This window comes from Streptomyces sp. NPDC027185 (assembly GCF_055567035.1).
The window spans coordinates 127,519-146,566 of the sequence record NZ_JBVHRF010000010.1 but is presented as its reverse complement, the minus strand read 5'-3'; the positions used below and the strand labels follow the sequence as shown (position 1 = coordinate 146,566).

Annotated in this window: 14 protein-coding genes and 1 pseudogene; 5 read left to right on the top strand and 10 right to left on the bottom strand. The window is 74.8% G+C overall.

Annotation, left to right across the window (positions count from 1 at the left end; all coding sequences use genetic code 11):
- Positions 1-68: 68 nt before the first annotated feature.
- Positions 69-743, bottom strand: coding sequence for a GntR family transcriptional regulator (locus tag ACZ4M8_RS28020; RefSeq protein WP_467612226.1), 675 nt, complete (start codon positions 741-743; stop codon positions 69-71).
- 314 nt (positions 744-1,057) lie between these two features.
- Positions 1,058-2,422, bottom strand: a complete 1,365-nt coding sequence (locus tag ACZ4M8_RS28015; RefSeq protein ID WP_467612223.1) for an aminotransferase class III-fold pyridoxal phosphate-dependent enzyme — start codon at positions 2,420-2,422, stop codon at positions 1,058-1,060.
- A 340-nt stretch (positions 2,423-2,762) separates the two neighbouring features.
- On the opposite strand from ACZ4M8_RS28015, the pseudogene ACZ4M8_RS28010 reads away from it, so the two are divergent.
- A pseudogene (locus tag ACZ4M8_RS28010) lies at positions 2,763-3,452 on the top strand (response regulator transcription factor); the annotation flags it as partial.
- A 152-nt stretch (positions 3,453-3,604) separates the two neighbouring features.
- A complete protein-coding gene (locus ACZ4M8_RS28005) occupies positions 3,605-4,990 on the top strand; it encodes a sensor histidine kinase (RefSeq protein ID WP_467612220.1) in 1,386 nt (461 codons plus the stop codon).
- A 187-nt stretch (positions 4,991-5,177) separates the two neighbouring features.
- On the opposite strand, the gene ACZ4M8_RS28000 is transcribed toward ACZ4M8_RS28005, so the two are convergent.
- Positions 5,178-5,975 (bottom strand): polyphosphate polymerase domain-containing protein, encoded by a 798-nt coding sequence (locus ACZ4M8_RS28000; protein WP_467612217.1) that lies wholly within the window; start codon positions 5,973-5,975, stop codon positions 5,178-5,180.
- Positions 5,976-6,639: 664 nt separating this feature from the next.
- On the opposite strand from ACZ4M8_RS28000, the gene ACZ4M8_RS27995 reads away from it, so the two are divergent.
- Positions 6,640-8,139 (top strand): serine/threonine-protein kinase, encoded by a 1,500-nt coding sequence (locus tag ACZ4M8_RS27995; protein WP_467612214.1) that lies wholly within the window; start codon positions 6,640-6,642, stop codon positions 8,137-8,139.
- A 210-nt stretch (positions 8,140-8,349) separates the two neighbouring features.
- The gene (locus ACZ4M8_RS27990; RefSeq protein ID WP_467612211.1) at positions 8,350-10,266 is read left to right on the top strand and encodes a serine/threonine-protein kinase; all 1,917 of its coding nucleotides are present in this window, start codon (positions 8,350-8,352) and stop codon (positions 10,264-10,266) included.
- A 223-nt stretch (positions 10,267-10,489) separates the two neighbouring features.
- Here ACZ4M8_RS27990 and ACZ4M8_RS27985 read toward each other — a convergent pair whose 3' ends face one another.
- A complete protein-coding gene (locus tag ACZ4M8_RS27985) occupies positions 10,490-11,776 on the bottom strand; it encodes an adenylosuccinate synthase (RefSeq protein ID WP_467612208.1) in 1,287 nt (428 codons plus the stop codon).
- Between the two features lie 237 nt (positions 11,777-12,013).
- On the opposite strand from ACZ4M8_RS27985, the gene ACZ4M8_RS27980 reads away from it, so the two are divergent.
- A complete protein-coding gene (locus ACZ4M8_RS27980) occupies positions 12,014-12,910 on the top strand; it encodes a hypothetical protein (RefSeq protein ID WP_467612205.1) in 897 nt (298 codons plus the stop codon).
- 192 nt (positions 12,911-13,102) lie between these two features.
- Here the strand turns inward: ACZ4M8_RS27980 and ACZ4M8_RS27975 are convergent, their stop codons facing one another.
- From ACZ4M8_RS27975 to ACZ4M8_RS27950, 6 genes are all read right to left on the bottom strand, one after another.
- Entirely contained in the window at positions 13,103-13,759 is a 657-nt protein-coding gene (locus ACZ4M8_RS27975; RefSeq protein WP_391646847.1) for a response regulator, read from the bottom strand.
- Positions 13,756-15,117 (bottom strand): sensor histidine kinase, encoded by a 1,362-nt coding sequence (locus ACZ4M8_RS27970; protein WP_467612202.1) that lies wholly within the window; start codon positions 15,115-15,117, stop codon positions 13,756-13,758. Before ACZ4M8_RS27970 ends, ACZ4M8_RS27975 begins: the two co-directional genes overlap by 4 nt.
- 73 nt (positions 15,118-15,190) lie before the next feature.
- A complete protein-coding gene (locus tag ACZ4M8_RS27965; RefSeq protein ID WP_467612199.1) occupies positions 15,191-15,991 on the bottom strand; it encodes an alpha/beta hydrolase family protein in 801 nt (266 codons plus the stop codon).
- Positions 15,988-17,292 (bottom strand): kynureninase, encoded by a 1,305-nt coding sequence (gene kynU / locus ACZ4M8_RS27960; protein ID WP_467612196.1) that lies wholly within the window; start codon positions 17,290-17,292, stop codon positions 15,988-15,990. Before kynU ends, ACZ4M8_RS27965 begins: the two co-directional genes overlap by 4 nt.
- A complete protein-coding gene (locus ACZ4M8_RS27955; protein WP_467612193.1) occupies positions 17,285-18,154 on the bottom strand; it encodes a tryptophan 2,3-dioxygenase family protein in 870 nt (289 codons plus the stop codon). Before ACZ4M8_RS27955 ends, kynU begins: the two co-directional genes overlap by 8 nt.
- 207 nt (positions 18,155-18,361) lie before the next feature.
- Positions 18,362-18,775 carry a DUF3151 domain-containing protein gene (locus tag ACZ4M8_RS27950; protein ID WP_467612190.1) on the bottom strand — a complete coding sequence of 138 codons (414 nt, stop codon included), beginning with the start codon at positions 18,773-18,775 and terminating at the stop codon, positions 18,362-18,364.
- Positions 18,776-19,048: the final 273 nt, after the last annotated feature.

Sequence of the window (19,048 nt, the reverse complement as noted above, 5' to 3'; positions counted from 1 at the left end):
GGGTGTGACGGGGCCGGGGGTGGTCCGCGGTGGCGGTGGTTCCGGCCGACGGTCGGGACAGCGTAGTGCTACCCGGGCGTTCCCACGAGAGCGAGGGCGTGCGCGTTGTACTCGGCGATCAGGCGACGCGCCTCGGGCGGATCGTGCCGGGCGACCGCGTCGGCGAGGGCGCGGTGGCCCTGCCAGAGGAGGCCGCGCAGCTCGTGCCGCTCGCGCAGGAGCGGCACGGCGAACATCCAGGTCTGCACCCGGAGGCGGTCCAGGAAGTCCCCGATGTACGCGTTGCCGACGAGGCCGCCCAACTCGCGCCAGAAGCGCAGGTCGTAGCCGATGAGCACGTCCAGGTCGCCGGCGCGGGCGGCGCGTTCGGCCTCCTCCGCGCGGCGGCGGAGGGAGAGCAGCGCTTCGCCGGAAGGGCGCGCCTCCATGGCGCCGGAGCCGCGGAAGACGCCCTCGACGACGAGGGTGCGGGCCTCGACCATGGCCCGGTAGTCGTCGGCGCTGAAGGCGCGCACCCGGAAGCCGCGGTGTTCCTCGATGTCGAGCAGCCCTTGGGCGCACAGGTCGAGGAGCGCCTCGCGGACGGGGGTGGCGGAGACGCCGTACTGTTCGGCGATCTCCTTCACCGTGAAGCGGTGGCCGCACGGCAACCGCCCGGCCAGCGCCTCGTCGCGCAGCGCGTCGGCGATCTGGCGGCGCAGGGTGTTGCGCCGTACGACCGCGCCGGGCCGGTCAGCGGCCATGGTGTGCGTCCCCTTCGACGACCGGTCCGGGCCGCAGCGCCCGGTGGCGGGGCCTGCTCCCCGGAGCCGCGCGGCGGGCCGGCGGCCCCGCCCACGATAGGCGAGGGCCGCCGTGACCTGCCCGGGGGCCGGGGCGGGCCGTTTGCCGGTGACCGGCGACGGGCCGGGCGCGGGCCGTTTGCCGGTGGGCGCGCGCCGCGCGGTACGCGCCCCGGCTGGGCCTGTATGTCGTACGGCGCGTACGGTTCGGGCGCGCGCCCCCTGGTGAGGGGAGCGCGCGGCCCCGGCGTACGCGCCGCGGGGGTGGTGCCTCGTCAGACGGTGTGGGCGTCCGCCGTGTCGAGGGCGGTGTCGAGGAGGGCCAGGCCCTTCTCCGCCTCGGCTGCGGTGATGGTGCAGGCCGGAACGACGTGCGTACGGTTCATGTTGACGAACGGCCACAGACCGCCCTGCTTGCAGGCGGCGGCGAACCCCGCCATCGGGGCGTTGTCGGCGCCCGAGGCGTTGTAGGGCACCAGCGGCTCGCGGGTCTCCTTGTTCCGCACCAGGTCGAGGGCCCAGAAGGCGCCCAGACCGCGGACCTCGCCGACGGACGGGTGGCGCTCGGCCATGGCGCGCAGCGCGGGGCCGATGACCGTCTCGCCGATCTCCGCGGCGTTCTCCACGATCCGCTCCTCGGCCATCGCGTTGATCGTGGCGACGGCGGAGGCGCAGGCCAGCGGGTGGCCGGAGTAGGTGAGGCCGCCCGGGTAGGGGCGGGTGTCGAAGGTCGCGGCGATCTCGGCGCTGATCGCGACGCCGCCGAGCGGGACGTATCCGGAGTTGACGCCCTTGGCGAAGGTCAGCAGGTCCGGGGTGACACCGAAGTGGTCGGCGGCGAACCAGTGGCCGGTGCGGCCGAACCCGGCCATCACCTCGTCGAGGATGAAGACGATGCCGTGGCGGTCGCAGATCTCGCGGACACCGGCGAGGTAGCCGGGCGGCGGGACCATGATGCCGGCGGTGCCCGGGATGGTCTCCAGGATGATCGCGGCGATCGACTGCGGGCCCTCGAAGGCGATGGTCGCCTCCAGGTGGGCGAGGGCGCGCTCGCACTCCTGCGCCTCGTTCTCGGCGTGGAACGGCGAGCGGTAGAGGAACGGACCCCAGAAGTGGACGACGCCGGCCGACGCGGTGTCCGAGGGCCAGCGGCGCGGGTCGCCGGTGAGGTTGATCGCGGCGGCGGTGGCGCCGTGGTACGAGCGGTAGGCCGAGAGGACCTTGGCCCGGCCGGTGTGCAGCCGCGCCATACGGACGGCGTTCTCGACGGCTTCCGCGCCGCCGTTGGTGAAGAAGATCTTGTCGAGGTCGCCGGGGGTGCGCTCGGCGATCAGCCGGGCGGCCTCGGACCGGACGTCGACGGCGAAGCCCGGCGCGATCGTGCAGAGCTTCGCGGCCTGCTCCTGGATCGCCGCGACGACCTTCGGGTGCTGGTGCCCGATGTTGGTGTTGACCAGCTGCGACGAGAAGTCGAGGTAGCGGTTGCCGTCGTAGTCCCAGAAGTACGAGCCTTCGGCGCCGGCGACGGGCAGCGGATCGATCAGGCCCTGGGCGGACCAGGAGTGGAAGACATGCGCGCGGTCGGCGGCCTTCACGGCCGCGCCGTCGGTGGCGGAGGGGGCGGTGGGCGTCGTGGTCACGGTCAGTACCTCGGATCGGTCGCTCGGGTCCGCCGGGGACAGGCGCGGCGAACCTCTCCACCCTAGGGATCACCGGCCGTCCACCGGTACCGACAGTCTGTACGGCAGCCGGGGCGGGCACGGACAGTGTGTCGGCGCGGCAGGGGCCGCCACGCCCGTCCGGACCACCGTGGTCACCGCGGTGCGCCGGGCCCGCGCGCTCGCCGTCCGTCCCCCTCTCCGCCGTACGGTCCACCGCCGCGGGCGGCCTCGTGGGCCGTGCCGCGGCGGCCCGTCGGGGCGGGTTCTCGGCCGCGGCCCGACGTCGCCGGGGCGGGGGCTGGCGTGGCACGGTACGTGCATGCCACATCTTCTTGTTGTCGAGGACGATCCCCAGTTGCGCGGTGCGCTGGTGCGGGCGCTGCGCGACCGGGGGCATGCCGTCGCCACCGCGGCGACGGGCATGTCCGGCCTGGACGCCGCCGTCACCGACCGCCCCGACCTCGTCGTCCTGGACCTCGGGCTGCCGGACGTCGACGGGGCGCAGGTGCTGCGGATGCTGCGCGCGGTCAGCGATGTCCCGGTGATCGTGGCGACCGCGCGGGACGAGGAGCCCGACATGGTCGCGGTCCTCGGGGACGGCGCCGACGACTACATCGTCAAACCGTTCGGCGCGGCCCAGCTCGACGCCCGGATCAAGGCCGTCCTGCGCCGCCTGGGCACCGCCGAGCCGGAGCCCGCGGTACGGATCGGGGAGCTGTCCCTGGACATCGCGGCCCGTGAGGTGACGCTCGCCGGGGCGCCGCTGGACCTGACGCCGCGCGAGTTCGACCTGCTGGCGTACCTCGCGCGCCGCCCCGGCCAGGTGGTCTCCCGCCGCGAACTCCTCGCCGAGGTGTGGCAGCAGCCGCTGGGCGGCGCGGACAAGACCGTGGACGTCCATCTGTCGTGGCTGCGGCGGAAGCTGGGCGAGACGGCGCAGCGGCCGCGCTATCTGCACACGGTCCGCACGGTGGGGGTGAAGCTGGCCGCCCCGGAGACGGCGGGGACGGAGGCGGCGGGCGGGCCGGGCGCGTCCGGACCGTCCGGTACGCCGCCGGGCGCGGGCTCCCCCGACGGGTCGGGCTCCCCCGACGGGGCGGGCTCCCCCGACGGCTCCGCGGGCCCCGGGCCGCGCCGTCCCGCTCCGGGCCCGGCGTAGCCGTGCGCCGCAGCATTCTGCTGGTCACCGCGGCCACCACCGCGCTGATCCTGGCCGCGCTCCTGGTGCCGCTGTCGCTGCTGGCACGCAGTCACGCCGCCGACCGGGCCACCGCCGACGCCACCTCGCGGGCGCACGCCCTCGCCTCCGGGCTCGGCCAGGCGCTCGCCGCGGACTCCGGCGCCGCCCCGGCGTCCGGCCGCGCCGCCGCGACGGCGCTGGTCACCGCGGCCAACGGCCCCGGGCTGCCCCGTACCTCGGTGATCCTCGGGAACGGCACCGTCCTGGGACCGCCCGCGCCGCTGTCCGACGCGGTACGGCTGGCACGCTACGGGCGGGCGTTCACCTACGAACCGCCGGGCGGCGGCCGTACCGTCCTGGTGCCCGTCCAGGGTGTCGCCGGTGGCACCGCCGTCATCCACATCGCGATCGGCGACGACCGGCTCTACGACGGCACCCTCGCCTCGTCGCTGGGGTTCGCGGGGCTCGGCGCCGGGCTGATGGTGCTGGGGCTGCTCTTCGCCGACCGGCTCGGCTCGCGGCTCGTCGGCGCCACCCGGCGGCTCGCCGCCGTCGCCGACCGGCTGGCGCGCGGCGATCTGACGGCCCGCGCCGAACCGTCCGGCCCGCCCGAACTCCGGCTGGTGGCCGGGGAGCTGAACCATCTGGCCGAGCGGATCCAGTCCTTCCTGACCGCCGAGCGGGAGAACACCGCCGACCTCGCGCACCGGCTCCGTACCCCCCTCGCCGTGCTGCGGCTGGACGCCGAGGGGCTGCGGGACCCGGCGGAGGCGGAGCGGATCGGGGCGGACGTGGCGGCGCTGGAGCGGAGCGTCGACGAGGTGATCCGCACCGCCCGCAAACCGCTGCGGGAGGACCGGTCGGGCCCGCCCCGGGCCGACCTCGCCGCCGTGGTCCGCGACCGCGCCGCCTTCTGGCTGCCGCTCGCCGAGGACCAGGGCCGCGCCTTGGAGTGCGCGCTCCCGGACGCACCGGGCGGAGCGGCCGTCCCGGTGCCGGTCAGGGCCGAGGAGACGGAGCTGGCCGCCGCCGTCGACGCGCTGCTCGGCAACGTCTTCGGCCACACCCCGGAGGGCACCGGCGTACGGCTCGCGGTGGCCCGCGCCGCCGACGGCGACGGCGGCCGGCTCACCGTCGAGGACGACGGCCCCGGCTTCCCCGAGGGCCACGTCCCCGAACGCGGCCGCAGCGGCGGCGGCTCCACCGGCCTCGGCCTGGACATCGTCCGCCGCGCCGCCCAGGAGGCGGGCGGCACCGTCGAGTTCACCCGCGCCCCCGGCGGCGGCGCCCGCGTGACGGCGGTGTTCGGCGGCGACGACGGACCGGCGGAGTGCCGCGACCGCACGGGGCCCGGCGACCGGACGTAGGGCCGTACGGGGCCGGCGGCCGGACGGGAGCGATCTGCGGGAAGCCCGGCCCCGTACGGAAGACGTGACCGTACGGGCCCTGCGCGGCGATGGGCTACGGCGAACACGGCCCCTCTGAACGGCTCGTCGGGGGCGGCGGCGCGGAGCCGCCCGGTCGCCGCCCCGGCGCGCCGCCGTGTTCAGCGCCTCACGCCGCGCGGGCCGGGAACGGGGTGCCGGCCGTGCGTTGCCAGTGGTTGGCGGCCAGGTCGGGGCGGAGTGCCGACAGGGCGCCGCAGTACTTGGTGAACGCGGCGGCCCGCAGCCCGTAGCCGTGCAGCAGCCGGTCGGCCTCCGACAGCGGGGCGGTGGTCTTCGTCCCGACGAGGACCAGTCCGCCGTCGGCGCGGACACTGCGGCCGGTGCGCGCGTCCCGGCCGACGAGCGCCGCGTCGCAGGTGATGCGCTGGCCGTCGGCGACGAAGGTGGCGCGCTGGTAGTCGGTGGTCAAGGAGTGGTTCAGCTCGGCGGGGGCGTCGATGCCGTAGGCGCGGTCCAGGACACCGGCGAGGAAGTCCCGCTGGCCGTCGCCGAGAGCCGCGTCGTCCGGCAGCAGCGGGCGGCGGTGCTTGACGGTCCGGCCACCGGTGCCGTTCACCTTGACCTCGAACTGCCGCTCGCCGGTGTCCTGGTAGAGCCGCTCACGGATCTTGAAACGGCGCCCGCGCCCGTGCTGGTCGTCATGGAAGGAACGCAGGTCAGGGGTGTCGTAGTGGACGGAGCGGTAGCGGAACCAGCGGCGGCCGTTGATGCACAGCGACGCGAACGGGCCGCCGGGACGGCGCCGGTCGGTCAGTTCGGCGGCGAACTCGGCGAAGACGTCGACCGGTACGAGATAGCGGTTGTCGTAGCGGGCGAGGAGTTCGGCGCGCGCCTGGACATCGGCGAGCGGAACGGGTCGGGCGCCCATGGCGGCGCGGGCGATGGCGCGTACGGCGGGAATCACGCGGTCTCCTTGGCGGTCGTGCGGCGGCGGCCTGCGGAGCGGAGCCGGAAGGCGGATACCGGAGGCAGGGGGGAATCGGCGGAGGTGACAGGGGCGGCTGGTCGCAGGGCGGCGTCCGGTGCGGTGCCGGGCCCCTCCGTCCCCCGCACCGAGGAGGTCGTACAGATCGGGTGCGGGCGGGTGCACACGGCGCCGTTCCGGGGTGGCCGGCCCACCGGGCGAGGACGCTCCGGGCTCCCGCCCGGACCGGTCCGGCCCGTGGGAGGCGCCGCGCAGCAGGCCGCATACCCGCTTTCCGGTGCCGGGCACCCGACCCGGCGGCCGGATATCGGCGCGGTCCGTACGACGCCGGGCGGAAAGGCGGGCGCGGTGGCCACGGACGGCGCCGGATACCTGACCGCCCGGCCCGGTCCCGGCGCCGGACGCGCCGTGCGGTGTCCAGGACGCGTCATGCCGTTCCCCTCTCCGTGTGGTGCGGCCGCTGCCGCGGGCTGTTCCCCGGTACGTGCCGCACGCTAGGCACCGGCGGGTTAAGCGCGCCCCCTTCCCGGGTTAACGGGCCGGGGGAGGCGCACTTGGCCGGGGTGCGTGCCCCGGCCACCGCCCGGCGGTCGATATCCTCGGGGCGGCTCCGGGGGTGGCTTCGGGGGAAAGGGCGGCGATCGTGGAACTGCACCCGGAACGCGCGGGACGGCCGGTACGCACCGGTGGGCCGGTGCCGCTCAGGGACCAGGACCCCCGTCGGATCGGCGAATACCGGCTGATCGGACGCCTCGGGGAAGGCGGCATGGGCCATGTCTTCCTGGCCCGTTCGGACCGTGGCCGGACGGTCGCGGTGAAGCTGGTCCGCGCGGAACTCGCGGGCCGGGAGGAGTTCCGCACCCGCTTCCGGCGCGAGGTACGGGCCGCCCGGCGGGTCGGCGGCGAGTGGACCGCCCCGGTCCTGGACGCCGACACCGAGGCCGAAACCCCCTGGGTGGCCACCGGATACATCGCCGGGCCGTCCCTTCAGCAGACCGTCGGCCGCGGTCCCGGGCTGCCCGAACGGACCGTCCACATCCTGGCGGCGGGGCTGGCCCGCGCGCTGGAGTCGGTGCACGCCGCGGGCATCATCCACCGCGACCTCAAGCCCTCCAACGTCCTGCTGACCCTCGACGGCCCCCGTGTCATCGACTTCGGTATCGCCCGCGCCCTGGAAGCGGTGACCGACCACGGCGTGACGCGCACCGGCGAGGCCGTCGGCTCCCCCGGCTTCATGGCGCCCGAGCAGGTCCGCGGCGACGATCTCACCCCGGCCTGCGACGTGTTCTGCCTCGGCTCGGTACTGGCCTTCGCGGCCACCGGACGCTCACCGTTCGGCACACCGGAGAGCCAGGTGCACGCCGTGATGTACCGGATCGCCGAGTCGGAGCCGGACCTCACCGCGGTGCCCGAGGGGCTGCGCCCGCTGATCGCCGCCTGTCTCGCGAAGGACCCGGCGGCCCGCCCGTCCCCCGCGCAGATCGTCGCCTGGGCCGAGCGGGACGCGGCGGCGCTCGCGACGGCGGACGACGAACCGTGGCTGCCCGGCGCGCTGGTCGCCCGGCTCGGCCGTGGCGCCGTGGAACTGCTGGAGGCGGAACACCCCGACGCCGGCGCCGACCCGGCGGCCCCGGAGCCCGCCCCCGCCGCCCCCAAACGCCGCCGCGGGATGACCACCGCACTGCTGGCCGTGGGCGCGCTGGTGCTGGCCGGTGCCGGTGCGGGCGGCGCGTACCTCCTGCTGAGGAACAGCGACAGCGCGGCGGCGGAGAGCGGCGACGCGGCGGGCGGTACGGGAGGCACCCAGGAGGCCGCCAAGATCCCGGCGGAGTACCTCGGCACCTGGCAGGCGTCGGCCGACGGCTCCCCGGACGTCCGCCGGTTCACCCTCACCCAGGGCGCGGCCGGGGACACCGTCCTGACGATGACCGCGTCCGGCGCCGCCTACAGCTGCACGTTCTCCGCCGCACTCCGCTCCGCGGGCCCGCCGGTCCGGCTCGGCCCCTCCCGCGTCGTCTCCGGTCCGGCCACCAGCTGCCGCCCGGGGGAGCCGAGCACGCTGGAGAAGACCCCCGAGGGGCTGCGCCGCTCCTTCGACGGGGACGGCGGGGCGCCCGCGCTGACCTACCGCAAGGTGCGGTGAGCCGGTCGTCCGATTCGCGTGCGGTGGGGGAAATCCCCCGGTCAGCACGGGTGTTCCGATACCCGCACCGCCACCGATCGTTCTCCCGTCGTAACGCCCCGGCGGCCGGTGTGCGATACGGGGGCACCTACGCTCGGGAGGGCGCCGGAGAGTGACGGCGCGGCGGCCGGCGAGGACGGCGGGCACGGCAACGACACGGGAGGCGCCCGGATGGAGGGCCTGCGCGGGCTGACGGCCGGCGATCCGGCGTGGATCGGGGACTACCGGCTGCTCAGCCGGCTCGGCAGCGGCGGCATGGGCCGGGTCTACCTCGCACGCTCGGAGGGCGGCAGAACCGTCGCGGTGAAGCTGATCCGGACGGAGCTGGCGACCGAGCAGGAGTTCCGTGACCGCTTCCGGGCCGAGGTGGCGGCCGCCCGGAAGGTCGGCGGCCGCTGGACGGCGCCGGTCCTCGACGCCGACACCGAGGCCGAGGTGCCGTGGGTCGCCACCGGCTACATCGCGGGGCCGACGCTGAGCGAGGTGGTCGGCGGCGGCTTCGGCCGCACCGGACTGCACGGTCCGCTCCCGGAGTACGCACTGCGCCGCCTCGCCTACGGCCTCGCCTGCGCGCTGATCGACATCCACGGCGTGGGGCTCATCCACCGCGACCTCAAACCGTCCAACGTCCTGCTGACCATCGACGGCCCCCGCGTCATCGACTTCGGCATCGTCCGGGCGCTGGACGCGGTCGGCGAACAGACCCAGCCGGGCAGTGGAACGGTCGTCGGCTCACCGAGCTTCATGTCGCCCGAGCAGGTCCAGGGCCACCGCATCGGCCCGGCGAGCGACGTCTTCTGCCTCGGTTCGGTGCTGGCGTACGCGGCGACCGGCCGGGCGCCGTTCGGCTCCATGGACTCCGGTGTGCACGCCGTGATGTTCAAGATCGCGCAGGAGATGCCGGACCTGGCGGCGGCGCCCGCGGGCCCGGTGCGCGAGCTGATCCACGCCTGTCTGGCCAAGGACCCGCGGGACCGGCCGGCGCCGCAGGACATCGCCGCCCGGATAGATCCCCTGCGCGACGGCGACCCGGCCGCGCCCTGGCTGCCCGCCGGACTCATCGCCCACCTGGGCCGTCATGCGGTACGCCTCCTCGACACCGACACCCCGCCCGGCGACCAGCGGCGTACGGCGCCCCGGCCCCCGGAGCGCCCCGCGCCCCGGGCGGACGGGGACGCGACCGTACAGCCCGGACAGCAGACACCCGCCGTACCTCCCGTGCCGCCGCTCACCCCCGCCGCGGGCACCGCGACCGCCGTTCCGCGCCCGGCCGACGGCACGGCCCGGCCCGCCCCGCGCCGCCAGCGGCGGGCACTGCTGATCGCCGCGGCCGTGTGCGCACTGGCCGCAGGAGCGTTCGCGCTGCCGGCGGCGCTGCGCGGCGGTGACCAGGCGGACGGCGACGACTCCTCGGACATCACCGGCCGGTACATCGGCGTCTGGGCCGGGCCGGTCCTGCGCGACGGTGTCCCCACCGGCCAGCGGCGCCGGTTCGTGATCAGCCACGGCAAGATCGGCGAGGTGGTCGCCAACAGCACCAGCCTCGGCGGGACGTACGAGTGCCGCAGCGACGCCAAACTGGTCTCCGTTCACGACGCCGCGAACCGGCCCGCGCTGCGGCTCGACACCCAGGTCGTCCGGTCCCTGCCGCCCGGCCGGTGCGCCGCACTGGGCGAACATCTGCTGCGGCCGGGACCGGACGGCACGCTCCGGTGGACGGCGGCGGGACGCACCGCGACGCTCCACCGCGTCCCTCCGGCGGCGGAGCGGGTGCCGGAGGGCTTCCTCGGCACCTGGCAGCGGCCGACCGGCGGAGGCGCCGTCCAGCGGCTGACGATCGTCCGGGCGCCGGTGGGCAGCAAGGCCGTCACGCTCGTCGCCGACGGGCCCGAGGGCCGCTGCACCGCCCACGCCGATCTCTACTCCGGAGGGAACCAGCTGGTCATCGGCCCCACGGTCGTCGACCACCCCGGGCCGGACTGCCGTCCGGGCCATGCCTCCGCACTCCGGCTCACCGGCTCCGGTGATCTGCGCCGTGACTTCCTCGGCCGCGATCTGCGCCCGAGGAACTACTCCCGCACAGGCTGAACGGGCGCGGTGCCCGTCGTTTCACGTGAAACGACGGGCCCCACCCGCCGGTTGGGGTTTCACGTGAAACACCGAGCAGAGCCACGAAGGACCGCGTTTCACGTGAAACACCGGCCAGGGCACGGGAGTTGGCGTTTCACGTGAAACGGCCGGGCCGGTGGACGGGGTACGTCCACCGGCCCGGCCGTTCGAGCCGCCCATGGGCGGCCATCGGGCTCAGGGCTCAGGAGAGGAAGGAGTTGATCTCGATCGTCTCGTCACGACCCGGGCCGACGCCGATCGCGGAGATCGGGGCGCCCGACATCTCCTCCAGCGCCTTCACATACGCCTGCGCGTTCTTCGGCAGGTCGGAGAAGGTCTTGGCCTTGGTGATGTCCTCGGACCAGCCCGGCAGCATCTCGTAGACCGGCTTCGCGTGGTGGAAGTCGCTCTGGCTGTAGGGCAGCTCCTCGACCCGCTTACCGTCGATCTCGTACGCGACGCAGACCGGGATCTGCTCCCAGCCGGTGAGCACGTCGAGCTTGGTGAGGAAGAAGTCGGTCAGACCGTTGACGCGGGTGGCGTAGCGGGCGATGACCGCGTCGAACCAGCCGCAACGGCGGTCACGGCCGGTGGTGACGCCCCGCTCGCCGCCGATGGTGCGCAGCGCCTCGCCGTCCTTGTCGAACAGCTCGGTCGGGAACGGACCGGCACCGACGCGGGTGGTGTACGCCTTGAGGATGCCGATGACGCGGCTGATCTTCGTCGGCCCGACGCCCGCGCCCGTGCAGGCACCACCCGCGGTCGGGTTCGAGGAGGTGACGAAGGGGTACGTGCCGTGGTCGATGTCGAGCAGCGTGCCCTGACCGCCCTCGAAGAGCACGACCTTGTCCTCGTCGAGCGCGTTGTTGAGGATCAGGGTGGTGTCGGCGACATACCCCTTGATCTTCTCCGCGTAGCCCAGCAGCTCCTCGACGACCTGGCCGGCCTCGATCGCGCGGCGGTTGTAGAGCTTGGTGAGCAGCTGGTTCTTGACGTCGAGGGCCGCTTCGACCTTCTGGGTCAGGATCGACTCGTCGTAGAGGTCCTGCACCCGGATGCCGGTGCGGTTGATCTTGTCGGCGTAGGTCGGTCCGATACCGCGGCCGGTCGTACCGATCTTGCGCTTTCCGAGGAAGCGCTCGGTGACCTTGTCGACCGTGATGTTGTACGGCGTGATCAGGTGAGCGTTACCGCTGATCAGCAGCTTGGACGTGTCGACGCCGCGCTCGTTGAGTCCGCTCAGCTCGGAGAGCAGGACCGCCGGGTCGACGACGACGCCGTTGCCGATGACCGGGGTGCACCCCGGCGAGAGGATTCCGGAAGGGAGGAGGTGCAGCGCGTACTTCTGGTCGCCCACGACGACCGTGTGGCCGGCATTGTTGCCGCCCTGGTAACGCACCACGTAGTCAACGGACCCACCGAGCAGATCGGTGGCCTTTCCCTTGCCCTCATCACCCCACTGAGCACCGAGCAGCACAAGTGCGGGCACAGGCGTACACCCCTTCCGGGCGGGGCATGTCCAACGTGCGTGGATGGCGTGAGCATGCGTGTCGCACGCGGATGTCATCACTGCAGCCGTCGAACCGGTGCCCCGGAATAGACGAAGCCCCTGGCGCAATAGCGCAAGGGGCTCTTGCACCGAGATGCTACCTGAGGAAGGACCGAGGTGTCGGCGCAGCCTTCTGGGCACTCTTCACCGGACCCCGTCCGGGGGAACCCGCTGCTCGTGGTCATCGACCCCGCAGCCCGCACGGCGGACGGCGAGTCCGTCCGGATCGCCAAGGACGTGCTGTGTGCGGGCGCGGGGGCGAAAATCTGCCTTCCGGACGGCCCCGAGGAGTTCGCCCGCGCGCTCTCCCGGCGGGGCCGCCGGCGCCCGGTCGTGATCGGCGACGACCGCGCGCTGCTCTTCGCCGTCGGCCTGCTGCACAAGGAACGGGAGCTGGACGGCGTCGCCGTGTCGATGGTGCCGGTCGGCGCGGCGGAGGCGGTGGCGCTGAGCCGGACGCTGGGGGTGCCCGCGGGCACGGTGGCCGCGGCCCGCACCGTCCTGGACGGCGACGCCCGCGCCCTCGACCTGCTCACCGACGACAGCGACGGCATCGTCCTGGGCGGACTGCGCATCCCGTACGGGGACGGCGCCGCGGCGCGCGGGACGTATCCGCCGCCGGGAGCGCCGTCCCCCGCGTCCGGTGACGGCGGGCGGCAGTCCTGGTGGCGTCCGGCGGCGCGCACCGCGCGGGCCGCGCTGTCGGCGCTCGCGGCGCAGGCCACCGGGCGGGAGCGGCCCGCGGTGCCGGGGCAGCGGCTGCGGATCGAGGCGGACGGTGTGCTGCTGGCGGACCTGGACCGGCCGGTGCAGCGGGTCTCCGTGGTGCCGGGCGCCCTGCCCGGAGGGGACGGAGACTCGCCCGCCGCGACGCCCGGCGCGGGTGACGGGCTGGCCGAGGTGGTGGTGGACCGCCCCGGATCCGACCGTCCGGTGCGGGCCCGCGCGCGGGCGGTGACGGTCTCCGGCCCGGACTTCCGCTACCGCGCGGACGCGGTGGTCGGCGGTCCGGTGCGCACCCGTACCTGGACGGTGCAGCCAGGGGCGTGGCGGCTGACGCTGCCCCGGGAATGACGGCGGCGGTGCGCCGTGTGGCGCACCGCCGAAAAACATCCACAGGCTGTGGACGGTTTCACGTGAAACCCACAGGACCCGGCGCACGCCCCGAGCCCGCCGACCCACGCGGGCCGACGGCCCAGAATCCCCCGCACGGCCGCCGGCCGCCCCGAGGACCACCGGCCGCCGCGCGGACGGCCCGGCCCCCGCTCAGCCCCCCGGCGTGACCAGCCGCGCTTCGTACGCGAAGACCGCCGCCTGGGTGCGGTCGCGCAGGCCGAGCTTCACGAGGATGCGGCTGACGTGCGTCTTCACCGTCGACTCGGCGACCACCAGATGTTCGGCGATCTCGCCGTTCGACAGGCCCTGGGCGACGAGGACCAGGACCTCCGTCTCCCGTTCGGTCAGCTCGCCGATGCGTTCCTGGGCGGGCGCGCGGGGTGTCCCCAGGCGGGAGAACTCCGAGATCAGCCGCTTGGTGACGGTCGGTGCGAGCAGCGCCTCGCCGGAGGCGACGACCCGGACGCCGTCGGCGAGCTGCCCGGCCGAGGCGTCCTTGAGCAGGAAGCCGCTCGCCCCGGCGCGGAGCGCCTGGTAGACGTACTCGTCGAGGTCGAAGGTGGTCAGCACGAGCACCTTCGCGTCCGCGTCGGCGGCGACGATCTCGCGGGTGGCCTCCAGACCGTTCATCTCCGGCATCCGGATATCCATCAGGACGACGTCCGGCCGCAGCTCCCCGACCTTCGCGACGGCCTGCCGCCCGTCCACCGCCTCACCGACCACCTCGATGTCCGGCATCGCGTTGAGCAGCACCGAAAAGCCCTCGCGAACCATCACCTGGTCATCGACGATCAGCACCCGGATCATGACTGCGCCTCCCCCGCGGCGGAGACCGGAAGGAACGCCGCGACCTCGAACCCGCCGTCCTCGGTGTGGTCGGCGGTCATCTCCCCGCCCAGCATCTGCACACGTTCCCGCATGCCGAGCACGCCGTGACCCGCGCCCGGTGACGGGGTGGCGAGCCGGCTGGGCTTGCCGTTGACGATACGCAGCCCGATCCCGCCGAGCACGTAGGAGATCTCCACCCGCGCCTCGGCGCCGGGGGCGTGCCGCAGCGTGTTGCTCAGCGCCTCCTGGACGATGCGGTACGCGGAGAGTTCCACGCCCTGCGGCAGCGGACGCGGGGCACCCGTGATCACCGCCTCGACGATCAGTCCGGCACCGCGCACGCTCTTCAGCAGGTCATCGAGGCGGTCGAGGCTCGGCTGCGGCGCCTCCGGGTCGTTCTCGACGAACGCGTCCGGGTCCTCGGAGCGGACGACGCCGAGGATGCGGCGGAGTTCGGTCAGCGCGGCGACGGCGTTCTCCCGGATGGTGGCGAAGGAGGTCGCCAGCTCCGGCGGGGTGTGCTCGACGCGGTACGGCGCGGCCTCGGCCTGAATGGCGATGACCGACATGTGGTGCGCGACGACGTCGTGCAGCTCCCGGGCGATGGTGGCCCGCTCCTCCAGCAGCGTGCGGCGGGAGCGCTCCTCCGCGGTGGCGGTCTGTGTCTCGACGACGTGCCGCCGCTCCTCGCGCCAGGCGCGGACCGCGGCGGCGGCGGTGAGGATGAAGGCCGAGGGGACCGCGAGGGAGAGCAGTTCGCGGTAGCCCAGGCCGCCCAGCACCGTCGCCAGCACCCCGCCGGCGACGATCGTGACCACCCACATCTCCAGCGCGAGCCGCGGCCGGGTGCGCAGCACGACCAGCGCCATCACGACGACGTGGGTGGGCAGCGACACCATCGGCCACGTCGCGTCGTAGGCGCCGAACGCGGCGTCCAGCATCGCGAGGGCGAACCCGGCGAACGACACCCAGAACGCGCCGACCGGCCGGAAGAGCACCAGCACCACCGGCGCCGCGACCAGCAGGGAGAACACCACGGAGGTCGGGGTCTGGAGGACGCTGTAGTCGTAGTCGTCGTGGTCGATCGTGGCGGTGATCCCCAGCAGGAAGTTCGCGACCGCCGCGCACACCAGCAGGATGTGCGGCGCCCACCGCACGTAGTGCCGGATCCGTTTGGGCAGCCGCTGCCGCCAGCCCGGCACGCCGGGATCGTCGAGCGGCAGCATCGGGCGGAAGGCGAAGGCGTCCTCGAAGAGGTCCTTGCGCAGCAACTGCAGTGCGCCACGGGCTATCCGGGCCTCGGAACGCAGGGCATCCTGCGACTGGGTCTCTCTCACCCCACCACGGTAAACAGCGCGCCTCCCCGAATCGTCCCCACGGAAGAGGATCTGCCGGGGTCCGCCTCAAGTACTACGCGGTGCGCGGACCGGGTCCGCGCAGCTCCTCCACAAGGGTGCGGAACGCCGTGGTGGACGGGGTGAACGGCGCGTAGTGCCCCACCCCGGCCAGTTCCCGCAGCACCACCGGCACGCCGACGGCCCGCGCGGCGGCGGCGAAGCTCCGCGAGAGCCTCGGCGGTACCTCCGGATCGTCCGTGCCGTGCAGGACCGTGACCGAGGCGCCCACCGGAGGATGACGTACGGGATCGGCGGCGGCCAGGCGCGCCGCGAAGCCCGGACCGTCGCCGAGCAGGGCGGTGACGGCGTGGTCGCTCAGCCCGAGGCGGTGTGCCGCCGCGAGATCGGCGACCGGTGCGACCGCGACCACCCGCCCGGCCCGTCCGGGCGTCCGCGCCGCGGTCAGCAACGCCAGCTGCCCGCCCGCCGAATGCCCGGCGAGCACGGGCGCGGGCCCGTCCGGCGGCGAACCGTCCGCCCGCCACACCCCACCGGCCGCCGCGACCGCCGCCGCCACGTCGCCGAAGGTGCGCTCCCCGCCGCCGCCCGCGCCGACCCTGCGGTACTCGACGAGGGCGACCGGCAGCCCCTGCCCGGCCAGTGCGGCGGCGGCCGGGGAGAGGTGCGTGCGGTCGTAGGCGGCGCGCCAGAACCCGCCGTGCACGAGGACGACGTGCGGTCCCCGGGCGGCGCCGGGCGCCGGGTCGTACAGGTCGACGCGCTGGTCCGGATGCGGGCCGTACGCCACCGAGCGGTGCGGCGCCACCGGGGCGAGCCCCAGCAGCGCCGCCTCCTCGTCGTCGGCCACGCTCACGCGGTGGACGCGCCGGGCCCGGAATCGCCGGACCCGGCCGCCGGGCCGGAACCGTCCGGATCCGCGCCGGACTCCGCCCGCTCCCGCAGCACCTCGCCCAGGGTCCGGGCGGCGCGGTCCACGTCGGTGAAGGAGGTGTACAGCGGGGTCAGCCCGAAGCGCAGCACATCCGGTTCGCGGAAGTCGCCGACCACCCCGCGCCGGATCAGCTCCGCCATCACCTCACCCGCCCCGGCGCACTCCAACGACACCTGACTGCCGCGCCGCGCGTGCTCGTACGGCGTCACCGAGCGGACCTCGCCGGGCGGGACGTACGCGGCGACGCAGTCGAGGAAGAAGTCGCTCAGCGCCAGGCTCTTGGTGCGGACGGCCTCGATGGTGACGCCGTCCCAGGCGTCGAGCGCCGCCTCCAGGGCGAGCAGCGAGAGGATGTCGGGGGTGCCCACGCGCCCCCGGACGATGCCGTCGGCCGGTTCGTAGCCCGGTGTCATCCCGAACGGTTCGGCGTGCGAGTTCCAGCCCGGCAGCGGCGAGTCGAACCGCTCCTGGAGGCTCTCGCGGATGTAGAGGTACGCGGGCGAGCCGGGGCCGCCGTTGAGGTACTTGTACGTGCAGCCCACCGCGAGGTCGACGCCGTGCGCGTCCAGCCCGACCGGCAGCGCGCCCGCGCTGTGGCAGAGATCCCAGACCGCCAGCGCGCCCGCGGAGTGCAGCGCGGCGGTGATGCCGGGCAGGTCGTGGAGGCGTCCGGTGCGGTAGTCGACGTGGTTGACCAGCGCCAGCGCGGTCCGTTCGGTGACCTCGTCGGCGATCCGCGCGGGCTCGACCGGGCGCACCGCCAGGCCCGTCATCCGCGCCGCGGAGCGGGCGATGTAGCCGTCGGTGGGGAACGTCGTGGCGTCGACCAGGATCTCCGTGCAGCCGGGGCCGGCCATCCGGACGCCCGCGACGACCGCCTTGAAGACGTTGACGCTGGTGGAGTCGCCGACGACGACCCGCCCGGGGGCGGCGCCGATGAGCGGGGCGATGCGGTCGCCGACCCGCTGCGGCGCCTCCCACCAGCCGCCTTCGGTCCAGGACCGGATGCGCATCTCGCCCCACTGCCGGGCGACGGCGTCGGCGACCTTGTCGGGGACGGAGCGGGGCAGCGCGCCCAGGGAGTTGCCGTCGAGGTAGACGGTGTCGTCGAGGACGAAGCGGTCCCGGACGGCGGCCAGCGGGTCGGAGGCGTCGAGGGTGGCGGCCTCCGCACGGTGGTCGCGGGGCGTGTGGGGCTCGTGGTTCTCGCGGTGATCAGACATGGCTGCGTGCCGTCCAGAGCTCGGGGAAGACGTTCTTGCGGGCCCGCTTCTCCAGCCAGGCCACGCCCGCGGAACCGCCGGTACCCATCTTGGCGCCCATCGCCCGCCGGGTCGCGACCAAATGATCGTTGCGCCACCGCCAGACCAGCTCGGCGACGTCGGTCAGCGCCTCCCCCAGCGTGACGAGGTCGGTGTCCTGCTCCCCGCCGTAGATCCCGGCCCAGACCGCCTCGACCGCCGGATCCGGCTCGTACCGCTGGGCCGGATCGCGTTCCAGGACGGCGGCGGGCACCGGATGGCCGCGGCGGGCCAGCAGCCGCAGCACCTCGTCCCACAGGCTCGGCTCGTGCAGCGCCTTCGCCAGCTCGGCGTACTCGCGCGGCGCGCCGCGGTGCGGCACCAGCATCGACGCGGACTTCTCACCGAGCAGGAACTCCAGCCGCCGGTACATCGCGGACTGGAACCCGGAACCCTCGCCCAGCGCCCCTCGGTAGGCGTTGAACTGCGCCGGGGTCAGCCGGGCCAGCGGCTGCCAGGCGGCGTTCAGCGCGGTCAGCTCGTGGGCGCTGCGCCGCAGCGCGTCCAGCGCCACCGGCAGATCGTCGCGGCGCAGCGCCTCACAGGCGGTCTGCCACTCGTGGACGATGACGGTGAACCACAACTCCATCACCTGGGTGGTCACCAGGAACACCATCTCGCCGGGGTCGTCGGAGAGCGGGTGCTGGAGGTGGGTGAGGACGTCGGCGTGGACGTAGTCCTCGTACGGGGTGGTGGTGGCGGCGCCGATGGTGAGATCCGGGGCGAGCGGTGCGTCACCGGGGGCGGCGGGCGAGCTGTGCGCGGACGGCGAAGGGTGCGACATGAGGGACTCCTCAGGCTGCGAACTCCGGGTAGCGGTCCGCCCCTTCCTGATCGGCTCGGGAGCCCCGGTCCCCTCGGGACGGTTCGGCCGCCCCACTCGCATCATCGGTGCTGGTCGCGGGTGGCGCAAGAGCCGACCGGACGGGCGGCGCGCGACGGCGCGGGCCGCCCGGAGGCCGGCCGTCCGCACGGCCGGCCCCGGGTGGGGTCAGGAGAGGGTGTCCGCCGCGGTGGGCGAGGAGTCACGCAGGAAGGTGGTGCAGCGCTCGTACTCCGCGTCCTCGCCGATCGCGCGGGCGGCGCGGGCCAGCGCGTGCAGCGCCCGCAGGAAGCCGCGGTTCGGCTCGTGCTCGAACGGCACCGGACCGTGGCCCTTCCAGCCCGCCCGCCGCAGCGCGTCGAGCCCCCGGTGGTAGCCGGTCCGGGCGTACGCGTACGACTCGACGGTCCGGCCGCCCTGGAACGCGTCGTCGGCGAGCTGCGCCCAGGCCAGCGAGGAGGTCGGGTACTTCGCGGCGACATCGGCGGGAGCCGTACCGGCGGCGAGCAGCTCGCGCGGGCCCGGGTCGTCGGGCAGATGGGTGGGGGGCGGTCCCCCCAGAAGGTTCTCGTGAATGGCCATGCCCCAAGTCTGCCTGGTCGCGGCGGCGGCCCGGCCAGGGCCCGGAGAGCGGGACGGAGAGGGGACGGAGCTGTGACCGGAAAGGGGCGGTACGGGGCGCCGGGGAGCGCGGCCCCGGGGCGTGTCCGGGCGGTTGCCCCGCCGCGCCCGGGGACGGCCGTCCCCGCCCCGGCCACGCTCCCCGGCCGGCTGCCGGGCCACCGGCGGAGGAACCGGGCCGGGGCTCGCGGCCGGTCCGGACGGGGCATGCGGGTGCCGCCGGTCCGGCCGGGT